Origin of the sequence: Pseudogemmatithrix spongiicola (genome assembly GCF_030623445.1) — a bacterium.
GTDB lineage: Bacteria > Gemmatimonadota > Gemmatimonadetes > Gemmatimonadales > Gemmatimonadaceae > Pseudogemmatithrix > Pseudogemmatithrix spongiicola.
The window spans coordinates 134771-157283 of sequence record NZ_CP130613.1 but is presented as its reverse complement, the minus strand read 5'-3'; the positions used below and the strand labels follow the sequence as shown (position 1 = coordinate 157283).

The window sequence follows — 22513 nt, the reverse complement described above, 5'->3', positions numbered from 1 at the left end:
ACGTGATGCTAACGCATCAGTTGAATGATGTCAAAGCATCGCAAATGGCATCAATACATTGCAGGCCATGACCGACCCCCGCACCGCCGAACTCCTGGCCGCGCTCGAGGCCGACACCCGCTTTGAGGCTGGCGCCCAGTTCCTGAAGATCGCCGCTGACTACTTCGAGCGGACCCGCGCCGGCGAAGGCCCCGTGTCCACGCGGTTAGATAAGCGCGAGATCACCGCGCGCTTCGACGAGCCTATCCCCATGGGCATGCAGCCGCTCGCCGACGTCGCCGCGCGCGTCGAGCGCGACGTCATGCCCGACATCATCCAACTGATGCACCCCAAGTACATGGGCCATCAGGTCTCGGCGCCGCTCGCCGCCGCCGTGTGGACCGATGTCGTGATCAGCGCCATCAACCAGTCCCAGGCCGTGTGGGAGATGTCGCCCGTGACCACCGTCATCGAGGAGCGCGTGATCGGCTGGATGTGCCAACTCGCCGGCTACGGCCCCGGCGCCGCGGGCACGTTCACCAGCGGCGGCACCGAGGCCACGTTCACCGCGCTCCTCGCCGCGCGCGCGGCCAAGTATCCCGACGCCTGGCGCACCGGGTGGTTCGGCAAGCAGCCGCCCGTGCTCGTGCATGGCGAGCATGCGCACTACGCGGTGCAGCGTGCTGCGGGGGCGATGGGACTCGGCACAGACAACTGCGTTGCGATCGGCAGTACGCCGGAGTTCAAGATGGATCCGGCGTTGCTCGCTGAGACGTTAGAGCGCCTGCACCGCGCAGGGCGTGATGTGCTGGCTGTCGTTGCGACGGCGGGATGTACGGCCGTCGGGGCCTTCGATGATCTCGAGGCGATTGCCGATCTGTGCGACAAGTACGGGCACTGGCTGCACGTGGATGGTGCGCACGGCGCGTCGGCGTTGCTCAGCGAGAAGCACAAGTGGCGAGTGAAGGGGATTCACCGGGCGCGGTCGCTGGCTTGGGATCCGCATAAGATGATGCTCATGCCTTTGTCTGCCGGCATGGTGCTGGTGCGGGATGGGAAGGACTTGGAGCGGGCGTTTGCCCAGTCGGCGCCTTACCTGTTCCACGGGGCGGACTCGGAGGTTGAGCTTAGTCCGGATCTTGGGAAGCGGAGCTTTCAGTGTTCGCGGCGGGCAGATGCGTTGAAAGTTTGGGTTTCGCTGCAGCGGTTCGGTGTTCGCGGCATCGGCGCTCTTTACGCACAGCTATGCGACCTGTCTTCGAGGGTCGCTGCCGAGGCCCTTGAGTCACGCTTGGCGTCCGTCATCCACGTACCAGAGTCAAACATTATTTGCTGGCGTCCTGCCACGGTTGATACCTCTGCGATTCCAGACCTGGTGGCGGCGCTGAACGAGCGCGAGATTGGCTGGGCCACCTCTACCGTCGTTGGTGGAACTCGGACGCTTCGCATGACAGTCATGAATCCGCGCACGACTCCGGAACTTGCCCTGCGGGCGATGCAAACAGACGGCACATAGACTTGCGCCTGCAGTCGCCGGGTTTCCGGTGCCTTCGCAGGGCACAAACGACATCGGGAACCGGTTCATGAGCGAACGTGAGGCTGGGCATGGCTGGGGTTCTGACTTTCCTGAGTTCAGATCGACACCAGCCCGTTCAATTCGCGAACGCCTCGAGAGATTCCTCGGCGTCGCATCGCCTGAACAGATACGCGCTTGGGATGACTCCATTCCGCCGCTGCAGCGCGAAGTCGACAAGGCACTTCTGCGCGACACACTTGCAGCGACGTACTCGACGATCCTCGAGTACGAGCTTCCCATGGAATCGCGGCGACCGGACGTGATTCTGCTTGTCGGCGCAGCTGTCGTAGTTCTCGAATTGAAGGGCAAGTCAGAGCCGACTATTGCGGATCTAGACCAGGTGTCGGCCTACGCGCGAGACTTGCGCTGCTATCATCGCGAGTGCGAATCCAGAAGCGTTATCCCGGTGCTGGTTCCTACACGGGCGCGAGGGTACGCAGGTTCTATCGAAGGTGTCCATGTTGCCGGTCCGGATGCTCTCGATGACCTCGTTAGTCGCTTTGTCCGAGACATCGCAGGCGACCCCGTGCCTCGTGACCGGTTTCTGGCGGAGTCGGCCTACCGCCCGCTTCCCACTCTTGTGGAAGCAGCTCGCGAGCTTATGAGCTCGGGAACTCTTCGCTCGATTCATCGCGCAAAAGCCGCTACGGACCCCTGTGTGAATGAGATATCAAGCATCATCCACACAGCAGCGCTCACTAAGTCGCGCCACCTAGTCCTCGTGACTGGCGTCCCGGGTGCGGGAAAGACTCTCGTCGGGCTCCGGACTGTCCATGCGCATTTCCTTGACGACCTTGCGGTCGCGCGAGGCAGAGAGAAGCCGTCGGCTCCCGCGGTCTTCCTTAGTGGAAATGGCCCACTCGTCGAAGTTCTTCAGTATGAACTCAAACAGGCGGGCGGCGACGGCAAGACTTTCGTGCGTGGTGTAAAGGACTACGTCAAGAAGTATTCGCGAAATCGGGAGTCAAGGCCGCCTGAGCACGTGCTCGTATTCGATGAAGCCCAGCGCGCCTTCGATGCGGCGAAGATGGCCGACTCACACGATGGAGCGGTGACCGGCTCTGAACCCGAGCAGTTCATCGAGTTTGCGGAGAGAATCCCCGACTGGTGCGTTGTTGTTGCTCTCATTGGTTCAGGCCAAGAGATCAACACCGGGGAGGAAGGAGGTGTCGGCCAATGGCGACTCGCCCTAGAGAAGTCATCGCGAGGGGCTGAGTGGACCATACACTCGCCCCCAGCGCTTGCAGATGAAATGCGTTCACATTCGGTCACATCTGAGTTCAAATACGCGTTGAATCTCGATCGTGAACTCCGCTTTCACGCCGCGACTGATCTACACAAGCTGGTCGCTGACGTTCTATCAGACGCTGAGCCGTCGGACGAGCTGGGGCGACGGCTTGAGGCTGACGGATACCGCCTGCGGATCACCCGTGAACTGGAGACTGCGAAGCGCTATCTGCGAGAGCGCTATTCAGACGACCCTCAGGCCCGCTATGGGCTGCTGGCCTCGGCGCGTGACAAGTCGCTTTCGAACTTCGGAATCCCGAATGAATTCCAGGCGACCAAAGCCTTAAAGCACGGCCCGTGGTATGGAGACGCCGAGGATGCTCCCGGTGGCCGGAGCTGCAGGCGACTCGAGTCCTGCGTTACAGAGTTCGGTGCCCAGGGACTTGAACTTGACGCCAGCCTGCTTGCCTGGGGCACCGACCTTCTCTTCGAACGCGGGAGATGGTCTGACCGGCGCGCTCGCGGTTACAAGCGTGGTGCGCTTGTCCATGACCCGCTTCGGCTCCGAATCAATGCCTATCGCGTTCTCATGACACGCGGACGAGACGCGCTCGTTCTCTGGATTCCGCCCCTCAGCGAGCTCGACCAGACATGGCAGCGTCTTTCAGCATCTGGGTTTCGGGGCCTCTAGAATAGCGACTGATCCACGCAAACAGTGTTCATCCTGCACCCTTCTTTGCATTGCACGCGGGACAGAGCACTTGTCCGTTGCTGATCTTCGTCTTTCCACCTTTCGACCACGGAACGATGTGGTCTGCGTGGAACAATGAGTCTTTACAATTCTGGCCGCACTGCTGGCAGACACCTTTGTCACGCAAGAAGATCGCCTGTCGCTGATCTTCAGAAAACATACGCTCCTCGTCCTTTCGCACTAGCTCGGGCAGCATCGCTACAATCTCTCGCCTCAGTGTCTCGTGCCTAAACTCGAGATCCTGAACGCGATCCGCTCGCGCCGCGCTCGTGTACGCACTCAACCGCGGGTCCTGAAGATGCTCCTCGAGGTCGTCGTTTGAAATGCGGCGTTCTTCGAAAGCGAGATAGGCTGCCGCAAACTCCTTTGGATAGTCGCCGACGTTGTACTTCTCGCGCAGATCAACTACGAGATGTCCTAGCGATACGATTGAGAACTTCTTCAGCTTCGGATTGGGTCCGCCCTTGAACGCCTTCACCAAGTAGTTCAGAGCACTCTTCAGCGCTGCTGGAGCTGGATCGGTGGCTTTGATTGTCTTGTTTGCTTCGTACGTGCGCTTCAGCGTCGAGTGTTTGATGTCCGTGATCTGTCCTTCAATCGTCAGATGAAGGAGCTTTGCAACTGCATCCTCATAAGCAAAGCGCTTCCCCGTGAAGCCGCAGAAGTCGGTAGAAAACAGATCATGTGCCGCGAGTTCTTCCACGACGTGTCGCATGTTTCCTGCCAGAGCACGTCGCTTCTCTGCGGCATTGAGCGGTGTGCCGTTCTGCAGTCTCAGGAAGATCTCTTCGATGTCGTCGTCGCTGTAGCCTGATTGAAGCACACACACGTCGAGCTGTGTGTTTTGAAGCTTCATTTGCAATTCGTGGTGCAGTTCGCGCATTCTCTGGCCAGCAACCTTATGGCTATCGATCGCGTCAGCCTCGTCGGCAAGCGGGTAGTCGTTTCCGAGAAATTCGGAGATGGCGCGAAGACGCTGTTGCCCGTCGACGACTTCGTAGTGATACCCATCCGTGTCGACTGACCGGAAGTAAAGCTTGGGAATATCGATGTCCTGCAGGAGTGAATCGATCAGCAGCTGCTTCTGAGATCGCGTCCAAACTGCTTCGCGTTGATAGGTCGGATTTAGCCAGACCTTCTTGGTATCAATGAGAAATCCGAGGTTTGCAATCGTGAACGGCTTTGTGTGCTTCTCTCGACGCGTCATCGAATTCGGGGCAATGGGTCAATTGCTTGGATTCGAGAACCTCGCCCCGGGTACGCGCGTGATCAAGATCAGATGGAGCGAGGCATATCAATTCCACGATCTGCGTATTATCTTAGAAGTGAGATGAATTCCACCTCCGACCCCCTAAGACTCTACGTCGTCCTCTCAAGGGCGTCGGAGGCGTTGCACGTCCACACCAAGTCCGACATCGAATCCCACGGCCTAACCCAAACCGAGTTCGCCATCCTCGAAGCCCTCTACCACAAGGGCTCAATGCTCCTCGGCGAAGTCCAGAAGAAGATCCTGGTGAGCAGCGGCGGCATCACCTTCCTCATCGACAAACTCGTCCAACGCGGCCTGGTCCAACGCCGCCTCTGCGAGTCCGACCGCCGCGCCCGCTACGCCGAGCTCACCCCCGCCGGCCGCGACCTCATCGCCCGCATCTTCCCGGGCCACGCCGAGGTGATCCGCCGCGCCGTCTCCGGCCTCACCCCGGCCGAACAGCAAACCCTGGCCGATCTCCTCAAGAAGCTCGGCCACTCCGCCGCCGCCCTCGAGCTCCAGCCCTCCGGCCCCGGCGCACCCGCCGCGGCAGCCGGCGCCAAGCCCTAGGTCATCTATATAGAAGGACCCCCTGCCACCCCGGCCCCCTTGCCGGGAACCATTCCAAGAACCATTGTCTTAGTAGTGAGAAGTTCACCAGCAGAGGTATATATGGCCCGCACCGCTCCCACCACACTCGGCTTCCACCACATCACGCTCGTCGCATCCGACGCGCGCCGCACCCTCGCGTTCTACCACACGGTGCTCGGGCTGCAGCTGGTGAAGCAGACGGTCAACTTCGACGACCCGTCGTCGTACCACCTCTACTTCGGCAACGCCGAGGGCGCGCCGGGCACGCTGGTCACCTTCTTCGAATGGCCGCAGGCCCCGCGCGGACGCTTCGGCGTCGGCGGCGTCCACCACCTGGCCTTCTCGACGCCCACCTACGAATCGCTGCTCAAGTGGAAGCGCCGCCTCCAGGACCTGGGACTCCCCGTCTCCGGCCCGATGCCGCGCGGCTACTTCAACTCGCTCTACTTCCGTGACCCGGATGGTCAGGTCCTCGAGATCGCCACCGCGGGCCCGGGCTACGACATCGACGAACCCATCGCCGAGTTGGGCCAGCATGTGCTCGGCCAACAGCCGCACCAGCTGCCCGGCACGCGCGATGAAGCGATGATCGCCCGCACCACGCATCCGGAGCCGGTGCCGACCATCACGCCCGACATGGCCCTCACCGGCCTGCACCACATCACGGGCATGACGGACGACATCCAGCGCACCAGCGACTTCTATGAAGAAGCGCTCGGCCTGCGCTTGGTGAAGAAGACCATCAATCAGGATGACCCGGACACGCCGCATTGGTTCTGGGCCAACTACGATGGCAGCCGCGTGCTGCCCGGCAGCTCGTGGACACTGTTTGGCTGGAACCCGCGTTCACCGCATGCACGCAATGGCATCGGCCAGACGCATCACGTCGCCTTCCGCGCCAAGGACGACGAGCAGCAACTCGCCTGGCGCGAACATCTCATGACAATCGGGCTGCAGGTCTCGCCCGTGATGGATAGACAGTACTTCAAGAGCATCTACTTCCAAGCACCCGACGGTCAGCTGCTGGAAATCGCGACGGATGGTCCAGGCTTCGCAGTAGATGAACCGAAGGGCGCGCTGGGAGAGGAACTCAAGCTCCCGGCTTGGCTCGAAGCGGAGCGCGAAGAAATCGCCGCCGCACTCGGCCCGCTCAAGTAAACGACAACAGAAGTAGGAAGTTGGTAGTTGGCAGTTGGAAGTGGCAGTTCTCTCACAACGTATAACTCACAACTCGTAACTGCAGTTACAAGGACCCCACCATGATCTGGAACCTGGATACCACTCACGCCAATGTCGACTTCTCCGTGAAGCACATGGCGATCTCCACCGTCCGCGGCTCGTTCAACCTCTTCTCCGCCTCCGGCGAGACCGACGACGCCACCGGCCTGCCGACCAAGCTCTCGATGGAAATCGACGCCACCAGCGTCAACACCAACAACGAGCAGCGCGACGGCCACCTGAAGTCCCCGGACTTCTTCGACGTCACCAACTTCCCGAAGATCTCCTTCACCGCCACGAAGATCACCGGCACGCCGAGCGAGCTGACGATCGTCGGCGACCTCACGATCCGCGGCGTCACCAAGAGCGTCACGCTCACCGGTGAGCTCTCCTCGCCGATGAAGGATCCGTGGGGCCTGCAGCGCTGCTCGATCGAAGTCTCGGGCAAGATCAAGCGCTCCGAGTTCGGCCTCACCTGGAACCAGGCCCTCGAGATGGGCGGCGTGCTGGTCTCCGACGACGTGAAGCTCACCGTCTCGGCGCAGGCCGTGGCGGCGGTTGAGGTGGCGGCGTAAACGAAGTCGCTCCCGCTCCACCGGGAATTTGAAGGGCCAGCTCGCTGAGGCGGGCTGGCCCTTTCTGCGTTTCCACGATCGGTGAGGCAATGATTCGGTTGCACCGGATATAATGGGTGGCGTTATATCGCGACTCGTGATATACTCCTTCGCAGATGTCGGCACCGAGGATGTCCTCAACGGCAGGAATACGGCGGCCGCACGGCGCGCGTGCCCGCAGCAGCTGTGGAACGTCGCTCAGCGCAAGCTGGACCAGTTGCGGCGAGTGCGCCGGCTAGACGAGTTGCGACAGCCACCGGGCAATCGACTCGAACCGCTTCAGGGCGATCGGTTCGGTCAGTACAGTATCCGAATCAATCGTCAGTATCGTATCTGCTTCCGATGGGAGGATGGGAATGCCGCGCAAGTCGAGATCACAGACTATCACTGAGTCCGCCAAGCAGACGTCGCGGCTGGTGCATCGTCGACTACCGACCCACCGGCCTCCGACGCACCCCGGAGAGATGCTAGAGGAGGAGTTTCTCAAGCCCCTCCGCATTTCCCAGTCGGCATTTGCCGCGAGACTGGGCGTCTCGTTCGTTCGACTGCACGAAATTGTGCGGAAGAAGCGCGGAGTGTCCGCTGACACTGCTCTTCGACTGGCCCAGGTTACGGGAATGAGCGCCGACTTCTGGCTGGGCCTTCAGTCTGACTGGGACCTCTGGCACGCGTTGCGCTCGCCGCAGGGGCGGCAAATCACCAAGCTAGAACCGATCCGGCGTCCAGCATGAAGACCTCAATCACGACGAATCGCCTCAATCCCGGTCAGTTGCATCGGTTATATTGATTTGGATATATTTCAAGCATGCCTCGTCATCACTTGAAATACTACGACAACGTCTGGGAAGCCGGCGGCTACCCGCCCGCCGAAGCGGCGAACATGCAAATGCGCAGCCGCCTGATGATGGCCCTAGAAGACATCATCGAAGAGCGCGGACTGACCCAGAAGGACGCCGCCGCCCTGTTCGGTGTGTCCCAGCCGCGCGTCAGCGACCTGGCCCGGGGGCAGATCGAGAAGTTCAGTCTCGACGCGCTGGTCAAGATGCTGCATCAAGCGGGCTACACAGTCTCCCTGACCCTCAAGGCCGCGGCATAGCGCTCCCACCCCCTCGCGCGTAACCTTCGCAGACCCTCCATCCCTCGGAGAACCTGCGTCGTGCGTCCCACCCGCCCGCTCCGCGTTTTGCTCGCGCTCGGCCTCGCTGCCGGCACCCTCGCCCCGGCACTTCTCGAGGCCCAAGCCGGCAGCGCCCCCGCCCGCCACAACGTCCGCAGCCGATCGCTCGCGATCCGCAACGCGACGATCGTCGACGGCAACGGCACCCCCGCCCGCGGCCCGGCCGACATCCTCATCGTCAACGACACGATCGCCCAGATCGTCTGGCTCGACCCGGTCGCCCTGCGCGCCGGTCGCGCGCGCCGCCCGCAAGCCGAGTCGGAGATCGACGCCACGGGCAAGTTCGTGCTCCCCGGCCTCATCAACGCCCATGCGCACCTGCAGCACGAGCGCGCGGCGTACCCGCAACCATATGAATACACGTTGAAGCTGTGGCTGGCTTCTGGCATCACCAGCTTCCGCGAAGTCGGCACCGACTCCAATCCTGGCCTGCTCGCCGTGCGCGCCGCCGAGCGTGCGGGCACCATCGTGTCACCGCGGGCATTCGCCTACCTGCGCTTCGGCGGTGCCCGCACACCCGAACAAGCCCGCGAACGCGTGCGCGGCCTCAAGACCCTCGGCGCCGACGGCATCAAGATCACCGGCCTCGACCGCGACATCCTGATGGCCATGCTCGACGAGGCCAAGAAGCAGGGCCTGCGCGTGGCCCATCACGTGGGCGTCGAAGAGACCAACGTGTGGGACGACATCGCCGGCGGCACGACGACGATCGAGCACTGGTACGGCATCCCCGACGCGGCCATCCGCAGCAAGCGGCAGAACTTCCCCTCCGACTACAACTACAACGACGAGACCGACCGCTTCCGCTGGGCCGGCCGTCTCTGGCGCGAAGCCGACCCTGCCCTGCTCGACACCGTGTTGATGTCGATGGTGAAGGCCAACGTGGGCTGGGTGCCGACGCTCGACATCTACGAAGCCTCGCGCGACCTACAGCGCGCGCAGACGCAGCCCTGGTTCCGCGACTACTTGCACCCGGCGCTCGAGGAGTACTTCAAGCCCGATCCCGCCAACCACGGTTCGTACTTCATCGGCTGGAGCAGCACCGACGAGACCTTCTGGAAGGAGAACTACCAGATCTGGTTCCGCGCGCTGCGCCGCTTCGAAGAACTCGGCGGCACCATCGGCTGCGGCGACGACGCGGGCTTCATCTACCAGCTCTACGGCTTCGGCCTCATCCGCGAGATGGAGCTACATCAGGAAGCCGGCTTCCACCCGCTCAAGGTCATCCAGCACTGCACTGGCAACGCCGCCCGCCTGCTCGGCGAGGAGAACCGCCTGGGCCGCGTGCGCGCCGGCTTCAAGGCGGACTTGATCGTTGTCGATGGCAATCCGCTCGAGGACTTCAAGGTGCTCTACCCCGGCGGCACCACACGCATCGTCAACGGCGAATCGCAGCCGACGCTCGGCGTCGAGTGGACCATCAAGGGCGGGATGCCGTACCACGGGCCTACACTCATGAGAGAAGTGAAGGCGATCGTGGATGAGGCGCGGGCGAGACGCGGGGCACGGTAGGGCAACTGCAGTTACGAGTTGGGAGTAGGGAGTTGGAAGTCACCTACTTACAACTCACAACTTCCAACTTCCAACTGCCGGTAGAACCTCCATGCGCGTCGTAGTCCTGCTTGCACTGCTGACCTCAGCAGTAAATGCCCAGTCTCTCCCGCTCCGACAGAGCCAGCTCGACTTCTCAGCCCGCGACGAGAACTATCGCGTGCCGCTGGACTCAACCGTCAACGCGAGGTGGCTAGGCGGCGGAGTCTCCGCCCCCCGCTGGAGCCCCGACGGCCAGTGGCTGTACTTCCAGTACGCGCTCACGCCCTCGCCGGCGATGGAGGGCATGCAGCCCGACGATCCCTGGTGGCGCGTCTCGCGCGATGCGCGGCGCGTGGAGCAGGTGACGCGCGAGGCGGCGCTGGAGATTCCCGCCCAGATGCGCCACACGCGCAACGGACAGCGCGCGGTGTGGTTCCACCGCGGCGCGCTGCAGTACTGGAAGCGCGGCGCCATCACTCGCACGCTGCTGCAGCGCGTTGAGGCCATCACCCCGCAGTGGACGCCGGACGAACGCGCGGTGCGTTGGCTCGAGGACAACAACCTCTGGGAGATCGATCCGGAAACCGGCTCGCTGGTGCAGCTCACTCGCGCCCTGCAGCAGCGCGATTCCTCGCGCACCGACCGGCAGCGCGCGGAGCTCGTGCGGCAGCAGCTCGACATCTTCGACTTCACCGAGGCGCGCAAGGCAGCGCGCGACTCGATGTACCGCCGCCAAGTCGCGGAGCGCTGGCCGCAGCCGATTACGGTGCCATATAAGGAAGGCGAGACGATCTCCTTCCTGCAGGTGCCGGCCGGCGGACGTTACGCCACGTTCCTCATCACGCCGCGCGTGCAGACCACGCAGACGACGTTCTCCGACTACGTAAACGATTCAGGCATCGTGGTGCAGCGCACTTCGCGCCCGAAGGTCGGCGCACCGGTGCCCGTGCGCCGCGCGATGATCGTGGTGCACAATCCCACGGCCACGCCGGACTCCGTGAAGGCGATCGCCGTCGAGTCCGACACGGCGAAGTTCGGCGGCAAGCGTGTCACCGCCACCTCGGCGCTGTGGAACGGCGCCGGCACGCGCTTCGTGGTAGAGTTCCAGTCGCTGGATCACAAGGATCGCTGGTTCGTGCTCGTGAACCCTGCCGATGGCAAACACGAGCGCATCCTGCACCACATCCATGACGACGCATGGTTCGGCGGCGCCGGCCAGGCCATGGGCTGGCTGAACGCGAGCTGGGCCGAGTTCCTGCCGGACGGCGAGACGTTGGCGATCACCAGCGAGGAGACGGGATGGGCGCATCTCTACCTCGTGAAGATGGACGGCACGAAGCAGGCGCTGACCAGCGGCGAGTGGGAGATCCGCAACATCACGCGCAGCAACGACGGCAACAGCTGGTGGATCATGGCTGGCGTCGAGCATCCCAACGAACTGCATCTCTACGAGCTGCCCCTGCGCGGCGGCATGCTGACGCGCATCAATCCGCCGGGTGAAGGGGAGGCACAGCCGACGCCGTCACCCGACGGCACCGTGCTGGCGTATCGCTGGTCTACCCCGACGGAGTTGCAGGACCTCTACCTCATGCCGCGCCGCGCCGGCGCGCCTGCCACGCGCATCACGCGTTCGGGTACGGACGCCTTCTATAGGATTGCCTGGCCGCAGAGCGAGTTCATCCAGTTCCCCGACGACCGCGGCAAGCCGGTGTTCGCGCGCGTGTACAAGCCGCTCACCACGGTCGCCACTCGGCCGGCCGTGATGGAGATCCACGGCGCTGGCTACGCGCAGGGCGTGCACAAGACGTTCAGCAACTCCAGCGCTCACGGCGGCTCGCTCACCGCCCAGTACCTCGCCGCGCGCGGCGTCACCTACATGGTGCTCGACTACCGTGGCTCGGCGGGCTACGGCCGCGATATGCGCACCGACATCTACCGCTCGATGGGCGACCGAGACGTGAAGTCGGCGATTGCGGCGATTCCCGTGCTCGAGCAGCGCTACAACGTGAACCGCCAGAAGATCGGGCTGTTCGGCTGCTCCTACGGCGGCTTCTTCACGCTGATGGCGCTGTTCCAGCATCCGGGCGCTTTCCAGGGCGGCGTGGCGCAGTGCTCCGTGACCGACTGGGCGCACTACAACCACGGCTACACGGCGCGCATCCTCAACGGTGCTCCCGTCGACGACACCACGGCCTATAAGGTCAGCTCCCCCATCTACCACGCCGAGGGCCTGCGCGATCGCCTGATCCTCCAGCACGGCCTGGTGGACGGGAACGTGCAGTACCAGGACGCTGCGCGACTGGTACAGCGCATGATGGAGCTCGGCAAGGACTTCGAGTTCGTCACGTATCCCATCGATGCGCACGGCTGGACATCGCGCTGGGCACGCCTGGACTCGCAGCGGCGCATGATGCGGCTGTGGGACGACGTGCTGCTGAAGTAACCGATGTCATTCTCCACCGATCTCCTCAAAGGCAAGACGGCGCTCATCACGGGCGGCGGCACCGGACTCGGCCGCGCCATGGGCGAGCGTTTCCTCGAGCTCGGCGCCACGGTCATCATCTGCGGCCGCCGGCAGCAGGTGCTCGACGACGCCGCGCGGGAGATGATGGCAGCGTGTGGCGGCAGAGTGATCGCCATTCCATGTGATGTGCGCGATCCCGCCGCCGTGGATGCGCTGATGGAGCACGCCTGGGCCGAATGCGGCGGCATTGATATCCTGGTCAACAACGCCGCTGGCAACATCGCCTCCCCCACCGAGCGTCTCTCGCACCGCGCGGTGGACGCCGTGCTCGGCATCGTGCTGCACGGGTCGTTCTACTGCACGCTCGCGGCCGGCAAGCGTTGGCTGGCCGAGGGCCGCAAGGGCAAGGTGCTGAGCATCGTGACCACGTACGCCGAAGGCGGCAGCGCGTACGTGGTGCCGAGCGCCGCGGCAAAGGCCGGCGTGCTGGCGATGACGCGTTCGCTGGCCGTGGAGTGGGGCCCACGCGGCATCATCTGCAATGCCATCGCCCCCGGCCCCTTCCCCACGAAAGGCGCCTGGGACCGCCTCCTCCCCGACCCCTCGCTGCTCGGCGAGGCGATCGACCGCATCCCGCTCCGGCGCCCCGGCGAGCTGATCGAACTCGCCAACCTCGCCGCGTTCCTGGTCAGCGACCTCAGCGACTACATCAACGGCGAATGCATCGCCATCGACGGTGGCGAGAAGCTGAAGGGCGGCGGCCAGTTCAGCTGGATGGGCTCCCTGAGCAAGGAACAGTGGGAAGCCTTGGAACAGACCGCCCGCGGCACTACCGCAAGAGACAAGAAGCAGATGTAAGTGGTAGTAAGCAGTTCGCAGTTCCCTTCCAGCTTACAGCTTAGAGCTTCCAGCTGCCGTTATGCCTCTCCCCTCCCAGTACCGCACCTTCCTCGAAACTCACGCTCATCCCCTTGAGCGCGAGTTCTTGAGCAAGCCCTTCCGCGACCTCGTCCCGCAGCTCGCCAAGCTCCGCGAGCAAGCGAAGCGCGAGCACCTCTGGGCCCCTCATCTCCCCAAGTCTCACGGCGGCCTCGGCCTCTCCCTCCCCGAGTTCGCCGAAATCAGCGCGGTACTCGGCGAAAGCCCCATCGGCCATTACCTGTTCAACTGCAACGCCCCCGATATCGGCAACCAGGAGCTGCTGCTGACGCACGGCAGCGCTGAGCAGAAGGCGAAGTGGTTCGAACCGCTGGCCCGCGGCGAGATCCGCAGCTGCTTCGCGATGACCGAGCCGGAGTTTGCCGGTTCGAATCCCGTGTGGATGGACACCCGGGCGGTGCGCGAGGGAGGCGAGTACGTAATCACGGGCCACAAGTGGTTCACATCGAGCGCCGACGGCGCGGCATTCACGATCGTCATGGCCGTGACCGACCCTGACGCCCCGCCGCACAAGCGCGCGAGCCAGATCATCGTGCCCATGGATGCGCCGGGCGTGGTGTTCGTGCGCAACATCCCCGTGATGGGCGAGCAAGGCAGCGATTATGCGAGCCACGCGGAGCTGCGCTTCGAGGGCGTGCGCGTGCCGGTCACGAACCGCATCGGCGATGAAGGCGCAGGCTTCGCGCTGGCGCAGGAACGCTTGGGGCCCGGTCGCATCCATCACTGTATGCGCTGGTTGGGCATCAGCGAGCGGGCGTTCCGCATGATGGTGCAGCGCGCCGCGACGCGGGAGATCGCGCCGGGCGAGGTGCTGGGGCAGCAGCAGGCGGTGCAGCACTGGATCGCCGAGTGTCGGGCGGAGATCGATGCGGCCAAGCTCTTGGTACTCGATGTCGCGTCCCGCATCGAGCGCGACGGCGCCCACGCGGCGCGAGATGGCATCTCGCTCATCAAGTTCCACGTAGCCGGTGTGCTGCAGCGCGTGCTCGACCGCGCCATCCAGGTGCACGGCGCGCTTGGCATGACCGACGACACACCGTTGGCTTACTGGTACCGGCATGAGCGTGGCGCGCGGATCTACGACGGACCGGATGAAGTCCACAAGAGCGCCGTGGCGAAGCGCATCCTCGGCGCCGCGGGGATGAAGCGTCATGGCTGAGTCCGTGCCCGTGCGCGCCGGCGAGGAACTTCCGCTCGATGCGTTGAACGCATGGCTAGCCGCTGAGGCGCCGACGGTCGGGCGCGTCACAGGCGTAGAACAGTTTCCCGGCGGGTTCTCGAATCTCACCTACCTGCTGAAGACTACGAACGGAGAGTGCGTGCTGCGGCGCCCGCCTAAGGGAATCGCGGCGGGCTCGGCGCACGACATGGGCCGCGAGGCGCGCATTCTCTCGGTGTGCGAGCTACGGGGAATTCCCGCGCCACGCGTGATTGCCGGCTGCGACGATCCGTCGGTGATCGGCGTGCCGTTCTACGTGATGGAGCGCGTGCGCGGCGTGATCCTGCGCGGGTCGAAGGCGCCGCCGGGCTACGATGCGGCTGCCTTCGCGCAGCTCGGCGAGCGCTTCCTCGACACGCTCATCGCGATCCACGGCGCGACGCCGTCAGATCCGGTAATCGGTGGACTCGGTCGGCCGATGGGCTACGTGTCGCGACAGATCGACGGCTGGACGGAGCGCTGGCAGAAATCGCGCACGGATGACGTGGCGAGCATCGAGCAGTTGGCGAGTTGGCTTGCCGAGCATCAGCCGAGCGAGAGCGGGGCCTGTCTCATCCACAACGACTTCAAGTACGACAACCTCGTGCTCGATGCCAAGCAGCCCGGGAAGATCGTTGCCGTGCTGGATTGGGAGATGGCGACGCTGGGCGATCCGCTGCTCGATGTCGGCACCTCACTCGCGTATTGGATCGAGGCCGGCGACCATCCCGCGTTCAAGTCACTCGGGCTCGGCATCACCGCGTTGCCCGGCAACCTCACGCGCAGCGAGCTCTGGGAGCGCTATCTCAAGAAGAGCGGGCGCATGCAACGGCCGGCCACGTGGTATCACGCCTTCGGCGTGTTCAAGGTCGCGGTGATCGCGCAGCAGATCTACGCGCGCTACCGGAAGGGGCTCACCAAGGACGAGCGCTTCGCCGGCTTGGGTGACGTCGTGCAGCTGCTCGGCGAGTTCGGCGGGAGTGTCGTCAGCCGCGGGTAAGGCGCTCGAGCTCTGCGGCGAGGGTGTCGAACTGCTGCCGACGTTCACCCCGCCATTTCTTGCTGGCGCCGCCGGCCACGGCCGCGATGACGAGCCCGACGACGCCGACGATGCCCGAGCTGCCGAAGGCCGCCCAGCCTGCATCGGCGCTGACGAAGGACGCGACCAGCGTCACCGTAAGCCCGAAGCCCGCCGTGAGGCTGCCCGCGACGAGGCGGACACGGAGTCCCGCGTTGAGCGACGTGAAGCGCACGCGATGCCCGTTCATGCCGGGTTCGAGCATCACGCGCAGGTTGCCGTTGGACCAGGTACGGAGCGAGCCGTGCGTCTCGAGCTTCCCGGTGGCATCGAAGGTCTCGCGAAGCCGCGTGACCAGGAACTCCCACTCGCGCTCGGTGAGATTGCGTGGCAGCTCGACGCTACGCGAGACGCTGATCGGCACCCCGACCGCGCGACGCGGGGCGGCCGACGGGGCATCGAGCTCCCGCGCCGCCGCGGCGATACGCGAGGGTTCGATGCCAGCTTCCTGGGCGATCGCCTCGAGTTGGGCGAGCGTCATGCCATCGGACGCTGCCAGCGGCACCCGTGACTCGGGGCGCAGCACGGTGGCGCGGCGAAAGATCTCTGCGACCTCGTCGTCGGAATACCGGCGGTCAGTCATAGGAAGGAATCTCGCCCTAGGCCTCTCGCCATGCCAACTGCAGAGGTGCTAGGCCTATTGCGCCCCCACCCTGCGAGGGTGAGAGATGATGGCATGCGACGACTCTTGCTGGGCGCAGTCCGACTCCTCTGCGCCCTTGGGATGGCGCTGCCGCTCGCGGCCCAGGAGAAGAAGGCCGCGGTGCTGCCGTTCATCGGCAGCGCGCCGGAGACCGGCCTGCAACTCGGGGTGGCGTACCTGCGCACCTGGCAGCCGGAGGATACGCTCGGCACGCGGCCCAGCAGTCGGATGGGCAACATCGTGTTCACGCAGAAGGACCAGTTCCGCGCGTTCATCGAGTCGGACAAGTGGACGGCGGGGAACGCCAAACGGCGGCAGTGGGGAGCGATCGTCGCGCTGTATCCCCTGCCGTTCTACGGCTACTCGGTGGACGCTCAGGGGCCGCGGCAGACGATCGACAACCGCAGCGCCGAGTTCTGGGTGACGGCGAGTCGCAAGGGACGTACGGCGGTGTGGAATAGCCTCGGGGCGCGGCTGGTGCTCAATACGACGCCGGAACAGGATCTCGGCTGGTGCACGGGCGGCGATTCTACGTTTGTCGTGGATTGCGCCCCTGCGCCGGCCATACGGCACACGACGCTGCTCGTGACTGCTGCGCGCACGCGCGATACTCGCGATTTCCTGTTCGCACCGACGACGGGACGGTTCATTGACCTATCGCTGACCGGCATGAGCACGCGAGAGCGCGACCGTCCGGACAGCGACCTCTATTTCCGCTTCCGGGCCGATGCCCGTGGCTACCGCACGCGCGGTCGCCACACGATCGCGGTGCAAGGCTTGCTCATCAACGCAGATCCGTATGCGCCGCTCGATCAGCAAGTCGTGATGGGCAGCAACACCATGCTTCGTGGCTACGAGATGGGGCGGCTGCGCGCCGACTTCCTGCTCGGCGCGCAGGCGGAGTGGCGGTATGCGACGCCGCTGCTGCGCGAGCGGCTCGGGTTCGCGCTGTTTGGCGGTGGGGCGCAGCTCGACAGCGAGTTCGACTTCGATGAAGGCGGCACGTTCTTCCCGAGCGTGGGCGGCGGCATCCGGTTCCGCCTCGATGCGCGCACGCGGTCGGCGGTGCGCATCGACTTCGGGGTCGGGCGGAAGGGCAACTCGGGGTTGTACGTGGCGTTCAACGAGGCGTTTTGATGCACACGATCCACGCGCTGCCCCGCCTGGGACTCGCGCTGCTGGCCACCAGTGCGGTTCCGCAACCGCGTGCACTGGCGCAGACGACCTCGGTCGTCGTGCCGACCGCGCTGGTGATTCCCGATCGCGTACAGTCGGTGGGGGCTGCCCTGCTGCGCGTCACGTTAGCGAGCGACAGCCTTGGCACGCGGCCGAGTAGTGTCGTGGCGGATGTCGGGGCGGGCGTTGACGGCGGATGGCGCGCGTCGTTTGCGCTCGACAAGTGGCAACCGGGCAATCGGCGGCGGCTCACGGCGAGTGCGTACGTCTCGCGGCTCACGATCGAGGTGTTCGATGACTTCGAGTTCCAGCCCGAGCGCGTGGGCTGGGAGCTGCGGCAGCACTGGCGGCGCGGAGCGGGCACCTGGCTGTACGCAGGCCTCGGTGGCCGGAAGAGCAGCGGAGGGACGGACCCGTACCGGCCCTGGGGCGGTCCGTTCTGCGATTCCGCCGGGAACTGTGCCGCCGCGACGGGACATGATGCGTTGTCGACTGTCGGGTCCTTCTGGGTACCGGGGACTGAGCGATTCACCGCGCTCACGGCGCGCGCTGGCTGGCTGCGCGACACCCGAGACAACATCTTCGCGCCGGAATGGGGTCGGTACGTCGATTTCGCCGTGCACGCGCATCGCTATGGCCGCGACGAATGGGATGAGGAATCATACTCGGTGCGGCTGGATGCGCGCGTCTATCGTCCAGATGCGGCCGGCGGCGTGTGGGCACTGCAAGGGCTGTTCGGCCTCGACAGCGAGAAGTGGAACCCCATTCCGATCGACGAATCGTTTGACCTCCCCATGGGGCGTTACTATGCCGGCGGATACCGCGACCAGCTGTTGCTGTTTGCGCAGGCGGAGTGGCGCGGTCCGAAGCGGTGGATGCGCAACCGCTTGGGTGCGGCGGCGTTCGGATCCGTCAGCGGTTCGCATTGGCAGCGCGCCGGCACATCGGCGACACTCTTCGGGGCGGGGGCCGGCCTGCGGTATCGCCTGAATGCCGACACGCGGACGACGCTTCGTCTCGACTACGCGGTGTCGTTCATCGTCGACCGCTATAGTAGGCCGAGGAGCGGCCTCCACCTCGCGCTGCAGGAGGCATTTTGAACACGTTCGTGCGCGTCTGCGTCGGCGTCCTGGCAATCGGACCGTTGGTTGCATCCGCACAGGTCAAGAGTGTCGTGCTCCCTCTGGGCAGCACCGGCTACGAATCCGGCCATGTACTCGGCGTCGCCGTGCAGGGTGTCCGACAAGCCGTCGATACGCTCGGCACGCGTCCGACGGTCATGATCGCCGAGTACCGCCAGTCCGCGAATGACGGCTGGTACCTCGGTGGTACGTACGATCGCTGGACGGCCGGAAATCAGCGTCGCACGGCCGTGCACGCATTCGTGTCGAAGGAGCCAATCGTCTTCTTCGACTCGGACGCGCGCCTGATGCCGCGTCGGCACGGCATCGACCTCACGCAGCAGTGGCGGCGCACGGAGCGGACGTGGACGTACTTCGGTGTGGGACTGCACGAGAGTGAGGGCGACGGCTCGTACAGTTTTCCGATTGGCGGCATTCCATGGACGCCCTGCGATACCACCGGTCCCTGCGGCGCACCGCTGCATCTGCAAATTCCGCCGAACGGCGTGACGACTGTCATTCGGCGCCCGGACGACTTGAGCGTCGGCATCGGTGGCGGTGGTGTCACGCCGGAGTATCAAGCGCTCTCGGCCCGCCTCGGCAGCGTGACAGACACGCGGGACAACATCTTCGCGCCAAGTCGCGGCCGTGTGCTCGATCTTTCCGTGCGTGCGAGCTCAATCTCCTTTGGTAACCCGGATTCGGAGCGCTACTACAGCGCGCGTGCCGAACTTCGCGGCTACCGGAGCCTTGCCTCGGGCGCCGTGCTTGCCGGGCAGATGTTTGTCGGTCTCGACAGCGAGTTGCTCCCCGAGTTCGAATCCGCCGGCTTCTGTCGCATCGGCCGTGGCTTCGCGCCCGGCCGCGCGCCCGGGGATCTGGCCGTCAGTCTGGAGGGCGAATGGCGCGGACCCACGCAGTGGATGCGCAATCGACTCGGCAGCACCCTGTTCGGCTCCATCTCGAGCGTGCACTATAACCGCGGGAACCCGAATTTCGGCCCCTTCATCGCCGCCGGCGTGGGCCTGCGCTACCGGATTGATCCCGAGACCCGCAATACGCTGCGTCTCGACGTCGCCTTCAACAGCGACCAGAAGCCCGTGCTGCTGCTCGCCCTCCAAGAAGCCTTCTAGCATCTTTGGGGCACCCCTCGCGGCGAGCGCCCCATGACCGAGATCCGACTCAGCAAGATCCAGCAGATCGCCCTCGTCCAGCACGACGTCGAGCGCGCGGTCCCCTTCTACCGCGACGGGCTCGGCCTCACGCTGCAGTTCGCGATGGCCGGCATGGCGTTCTTCGACGCCGGTGGCGTGCGGCTCATGTTGACGAAGCCCAGCAGCGCGGAGTTCGACCACAAGAACTCGATTCTCTATTTCGAGGTCGCCGACTGCGCCGCGGCGTATGCCGCGCTCAAGGTCCGCGGCGTGCCCTTCGACGACGAGCCCCATCTCGTGGGCAAGACCGCGACGCATGAACTGTGGATGGCCTTCTGCCGCGATCCCGAAGGCAACGTCATCGGCCTCTCGGAGTCGAGGCCGCTCTAGTCGCGCCACCAGGCGGCGCGCTTGCCCTTCGCGGCGCGCTTGTCGTTCGCGGCACGCGTGGCCTCGCCGGCGTCGAGCCGCGTCCATGACCCGTCGGCCTTCGCCGCCGCAATCTTCGCGAGTCCGGCCGGCTGCATGCGTTTGGCCTTGATCATCTGCTCGGCGCGCTGCTTGTTGAGCGCGGACCAGCCCGTGTTCTTCGACCGCGGGGAGAAGCGCAGCATCGTGCGCTCGGCGTCCAACTTGCGCGGCAGCGAATCGATCCAGCCCCAGCAGAGCGCCTCGCTGACGAGATCGTCATAGGCGACGTGGGGGCGACTCGCGCCATTCTTGTACGTGACCACCCACACACTGGCGCGGCGCGTATGGTTCGCCTGCAGCCACCCCCGCCATTCGGCGAGCGTGGTCACCTCGACCGAATCTTCGGGAGGCGGCATCGGGGGCGGGATTACGGCCCGCCCCGCAGCAGGATCACGGCGGGCCGGCGAACATCGTACCGTCCTTGTCGAGCAAGGCGACGAAGCTCTTCACCTGCGTGGGACCGAACGAACTCACGGCAATGCGCTCGCGCGTCTCGGGATCCTCGATCGTCACGCGACCATCGCCCCAGGCGGTGAGCAGGAAGGGCGCGTCCGGCGACTTCTGCGCCACGCGGCGCCGGTCGGCCATCGCACGCAGGGCGCCACGCAGGAATCCGTTTGTGCCGGCAGGAAGCGTCAGCGCCGTCTCGCCCGTTGCGCCATCGCGCACGAGGATGCCGCCGTCCGCCGCATCGGCGAAGCTCAGCGCGCGCTGCGCCACGGGGTTCTCATAGATGTCCGGCGACTTGAAGATGCCGAACTGCGACGCCAGGAAGGCCATGGTGAACGTCAACGCGACCATCGCCACCGCCACCCGCAACGCAGGCTTCGGCGGCGTGATGTTCGGCATCGCCGACGTCGAACCGGGTTCCGGCTCGAAATGGATCTCGGCGCTCATGCGGACTCCTTCGCGGGCACCGCCATCACGGCCTCACGCAGGATCTCGCCGACCTTCACCGGATCCTTGAGGCCGCGCAGCAGCGGCTCCGGATTGTTGAACGTCCACGGCCGCACGTGCGGGAACAGGACGATCCACGCCAGTTTCTCCTTCGTGCCCAACTTCACGGCAATCTGGCCCGTGCGATCGGGGAACTGCCGCGCACTCGCGCCCTGCACGTAGTGCAGCGGTACGTTGATCGTGAGCGGGAACACCACGCCGAAGCGCATCACGATGCGCTTGTCCGTGATCGCGTAGGTCGTACCGCCGGCAATCGCCCGCGCGAACCACCAGGCGCCGAAGAGCAGGCCGCCCGAGAGCAGCAACTGCGTGCCGAGCGTGGCCCAGAAGCTCGCCGTGCCGATCTCGGCGCGGTTCACCCCGACCCACCAGAGCACCATGACGGCGAGGTACGCCGCCAGGGGTCGAACGAAGAACAGGTGCCGCGCCACGGCACGGGCATCGGGCGCGCCTTCCCACAGCACGCGCTCGCCCGGCGGCAGGGGCTCATTGACACCGCGGAGCCGCGCGCGCGGGAGGTCGCGCACAGCGTCCGACACCCCGGGGGGGAGGGCCGTTGCGGTCATCAGATGATCGGCTCCGCACGCGACGGCGTCGCGTACAGGTGGCCGCCTGCGTAGTACGCCATGATCTTGTCCTCTTCCAGCAGCGTGATGCGGTCATCGCGCTTCGTGGTCGGGACGTCCGCGAACTGCGCGGCGGTGATCGCCTTCACGATCACGTGGTCGTTGCCCCAGAGCCCGAAGTGCGGCCACTGCACCAGCGCGGCCGGCAGCAGCTTGCGCGCGCCGCTCGTGAGCTGCACTTCATAGAAGCTCACCTGCGGTTCGGAGCGATTCACCCAGAGGTCCACGATCGTGCCGGCGATGTTGCCGTCGCAGGCCTTCACGGGGAGTCCGCGCGGATCGGGATCGCCCGCGGCGATCGTATAGCCGGGCGCGACGCGCATCGGCACGATCTTCGGCTCGCCACGCACCGTGAGGTCGGCGACATCAGCGCGATTCGCCCACGCGGCAGGACCCACGCCGTCGATCATCGGGTTGCCGGTCGGCACCAACGGCGAGCCGTTGTAGTGGTCCACCGGCGTAGCCTTGAGTTCCGACATCAGTGCGACCCTCCGTCCACGTGGTTGGTGACGTGCAGGTACTCCTTCTTGGGCGGCACCGTCGGCCAACCCTCACGCTTGCCTTGCGGCGAGTCGAGCGGATAGCCCTCGCGCTTGTCCTCGCGCCGCAGGTAGAACACCAGGCCGAGGAAGAACGCCCAGAATGCGTACAGGGCGATCTGTGCTCCATCGATGTACTCCATCACTCCCTCCCCCCGTTCAAGTAACCAGCAAGAACCAACCGTCCGCATCGTCGTTCCACTTCCAACTCACAACTTCCAACTCGTAACTG

At 65.0% G+C, this 22513-nt stretch carries 24 protein-coding genes; 17 read left to right on the top strand and 7 right to left on the bottom strand.

The features are described from left to right. Positions 1-67: 67 nt before the first annotated feature. Positions 68-1495, top strand: a complete 1428-nt coding sequence (locus tag Strain318_RS00775) for a pyridoxal phosphate-dependent decarboxylase family protein (protein WP_367886632.1) — start codon at positions 68-70, stop codon at positions 1493-1495. Between the two features lie 67 nt (positions 1496-1562). Then, positions 1563-3473, top strand: coding sequence for a DNA/RNA helicase domain-containing protein (locus Strain318_RS00770; RefSeq protein ID WP_367886631.1), 1911 nt, complete (start codon positions 1563-1565; stop codon positions 3471-3473). 28 nt (positions 3474-3501) lie between these two features. Here Strain318_RS00770 and Strain318_RS00765 read toward each other — a convergent pair whose 3' ends face one another. After that, positions 3502-4740, bottom strand: a complete 1239-nt coding sequence (locus Strain318_RS00765) for an HNH endonuclease family protein (RefSeq protein WP_367886630.1) — start codon at positions 4738-4740, stop codon at positions 3502-3504. 123 nt (positions 4741-4863) lie between these two features. On the opposite strand from Strain318_RS00765, the gene Strain318_RS00760 reads away from it, so the two are divergent. From Strain318_RS00760 to Strain318_RS00710, 11 genes are all read left to right on the top strand, one after another. Next, a complete protein-coding gene (locus Strain318_RS00760) occupies positions 4864-5352 on the top strand; it encodes a MarR family winged helix-turn-helix transcriptional regulator (protein WP_367886629.1) in 489 nt (162 codons plus the stop codon). A gap of 102 nt (positions 5353-5454) precedes the next feature. Beyond that, positions 5455-6531 (top strand): VOC family protein, encoded by a 1077-nt coding sequence (locus Strain318_RS00755; protein ID WP_367886628.1) that lies wholly within the window; start codon positions 5455-5457, stop codon positions 6529-6531. A 101-nt stretch (positions 6532-6632) separates the two neighbouring features. Beyond that, positions 6633-7166, top strand: a complete 534-nt coding sequence (locus Strain318_RS00750; protein ID WP_367886627.1) for a YceI family protein — start codon at positions 6633-6635, stop codon at positions 7164-7166. 112 nt (positions 7167-7278) lie between these two features. Continuing rightward, positions 7279-7596, top strand: coding sequence for a type II toxin-antitoxin system RelE/ParE family toxin (locus Strain318_RS00745; protein WP_367887969.1), 318 nt, complete (start codon positions 7279-7281; stop codon positions 7594-7596). Continuing rightward, entirely contained in the window at positions 7556-7936 is a 381-nt protein-coding gene (locus tag Strain318_RS00740) for a HigA family addiction module antitoxin (protein WP_367886625.1), read from the top strand. The genes Strain318_RS00745 and Strain318_RS00740 overlap by 41 nt, the downstream gene beginning before the upstream one ends. 74 nt (positions 7937-8010) lie before the next feature. Continuing rightward, positions 8011-8301, top strand: a complete 291-nt coding sequence (locus tag Strain318_RS00735) for a helix-turn-helix domain-containing protein (protein WP_367886624.1) — start codon at positions 8011-8013, stop codon at positions 8299-8301. A gap of 60 nt (positions 8302-8361) precedes the next feature. Next, positions 8362-9894: an amidohydrolase family protein gene (locus tag Strain318_RS00730; RefSeq protein WP_367886623.1), complete on the top strand. Its 1533-nt coding sequence runs from the start codon at positions 8362-8364 to the stop codon at positions 9892-9894. Between the two features lie 91 nt (positions 9895-9985). Then, a complete protein-coding gene (locus Strain318_RS00725) occupies positions 9986-12358 on the top strand; it encodes a S9 family peptidase (RefSeq protein WP_367886622.1) in 2373 nt (790 codons plus the stop codon). Positions 12359-12361: 3 nt separating this feature from the next. Then, a complete protein-coding gene (locus Strain318_RS00720) occupies positions 12362-13237 on the top strand; it encodes an SDR family oxidoreductase (protein ID WP_367886621.1) in 876 nt (291 codons plus the stop codon). 61 nt (positions 13238-13298) lie between these two features. Continuing rightward, complete coding sequence (locus Strain318_RS00715; RefSeq protein ID WP_367886620.1) at positions 13299-14477, top strand: acyl-CoA dehydrogenase family protein; 1179 nt, start codon at positions 13299-13301, stop codon at positions 14475-14477. Further along, the gene (locus Strain318_RS00710) at positions 14470-15516 is read left to right on the top strand and encodes a phosphotransferase family protein (RefSeq protein ID WP_367886619.1); all 1047 of its coding nucleotides are present in this window, start codon (positions 14470-14472) and stop codon (positions 15514-15516) included. Before Strain318_RS00715 ends, Strain318_RS00710 begins: the two co-directional genes overlap by 8 nt. On the opposite strand, the gene Strain318_RS00705 is transcribed toward Strain318_RS00710, so the two are convergent. After that, on the bottom strand, positions 15503-16177 hold the full coding sequence (locus Strain318_RS00705; protein WP_367886618.1) for a hypothetical protein: 675 nt from the start codon (positions 16175-16177) through the stop codon (positions 15503-15505). The two genes, Strain318_RS00710 and Strain318_RS00705, sit on opposite strands and share 14 nt — an antisense overlap. Before the next feature lie 93 nt (positions 16178-16270). Here Strain318_RS00705 and Strain318_RS00700 point away from each other — a divergent pair, with 93 nt between their 5' ends. Genes Strain318_RS00700 through Strain318_RS00685 form a run of 4 tightly spaced genes read left to right on the top strand, consistent with a single transcriptional unit; the run spans position 16271 to position 20078 of the window. Then, positions 16271-17374, top strand: a complete 1104-nt coding sequence (locus tag Strain318_RS00700) for a BamA/TamA family outer membrane protein (protein ID WP_367886617.1) — start codon at positions 16271-16273, stop codon at positions 17372-17374. Next, positions 17374-18513, top strand: a complete 1140-nt coding sequence (locus Strain318_RS00695) for a BamA/TamA family outer membrane protein (RefSeq protein WP_367886616.1) — start codon at positions 17374-17376, stop codon at positions 18511-18513. Before Strain318_RS00700 ends, Strain318_RS00695 begins: the two co-directional genes overlap by 1 nt. Beyond that, positions 18510-19667, top strand: a complete 1158-nt coding sequence (locus Strain318_RS00690) for a BamA/TamA family outer membrane protein (RefSeq protein WP_367886615.1) — start codon at positions 18510-18512, stop codon at positions 19665-19667. Before Strain318_RS00695 ends, Strain318_RS00690 begins: the two co-directional genes overlap by 4 nt. A 33-nt stretch (positions 19668-19700) precedes the next feature. Continuing rightward, entirely contained in the window at positions 19701-20078 is a 378-nt protein-coding gene (locus Strain318_RS00685) for a VOC family protein (protein WP_367886614.1), read from the top strand. Here Strain318_RS00685 and Strain318_RS00680 read toward each other — a convergent pair. The 5 genes from Strain318_RS00680 to Strain318_RS00660 are packed head-to-tail and all read right to left on the bottom strand — an operon-like array spanning position 20075 to position 22424. Then, positions 20075-20515 carry a YdeI/OmpD-associated family protein gene (locus Strain318_RS00680; RefSeq protein WP_367886613.1) on the bottom strand — a complete coding sequence of 147 codons (441 nt, stop codon included), beginning with the start codon at positions 20513-20515 and terminating at the stop codon, positions 20075-20077. The two genes, Strain318_RS00685 and Strain318_RS00680, sit on opposite strands and share 4 nt — an antisense overlap. Before the next feature lie 34 nt (positions 20516-20549). Further along, positions 20550-21056, bottom strand: coding sequence for a photosynthetic complex assembly protein PuhC (puhC, locus tag Strain318_RS00675; protein WP_367887968.1), 507 nt, complete (start codon positions 21054-21056; stop codon positions 20550-20552). Next, on the bottom strand, positions 21053-21682 hold the full coding sequence (gene puhB / locus Strain318_RS00670) for a photosynthetic complex putative assembly protein PuhB (RefSeq protein WP_367886611.1): 630 nt from the start codon (positions 21680-21682) through the stop codon (positions 21053-21055). Before puhB ends, puhC begins: the two co-directional genes overlap by 4 nt. After that, the gene (gene puhA, locus Strain318_RS00665; RefSeq protein WP_367886610.1) at positions 21682-22221 is read right to left on the bottom strand and encodes a photosynthetic reaction center subunit H; all 540 of its coding nucleotides are present in this window, start codon (positions 22219-22221) and stop codon (positions 21682-21684) included. The genes puhB and puhA overlap by 1 nt, the downstream gene beginning before the upstream one ends. After that, complete coding sequence (locus Strain318_RS00660; RefSeq protein ID WP_367886609.1) at positions 22221-22424, bottom strand: hypothetical protein; 204 nt, start codon at positions 22422-22424, stop codon at positions 22221-22223. Before Strain318_RS00660 ends, puhA begins: the two co-directional genes overlap by 1 nt. Between the last annotated feature and the right edge of the window lie 89 nt (positions 22425-22513).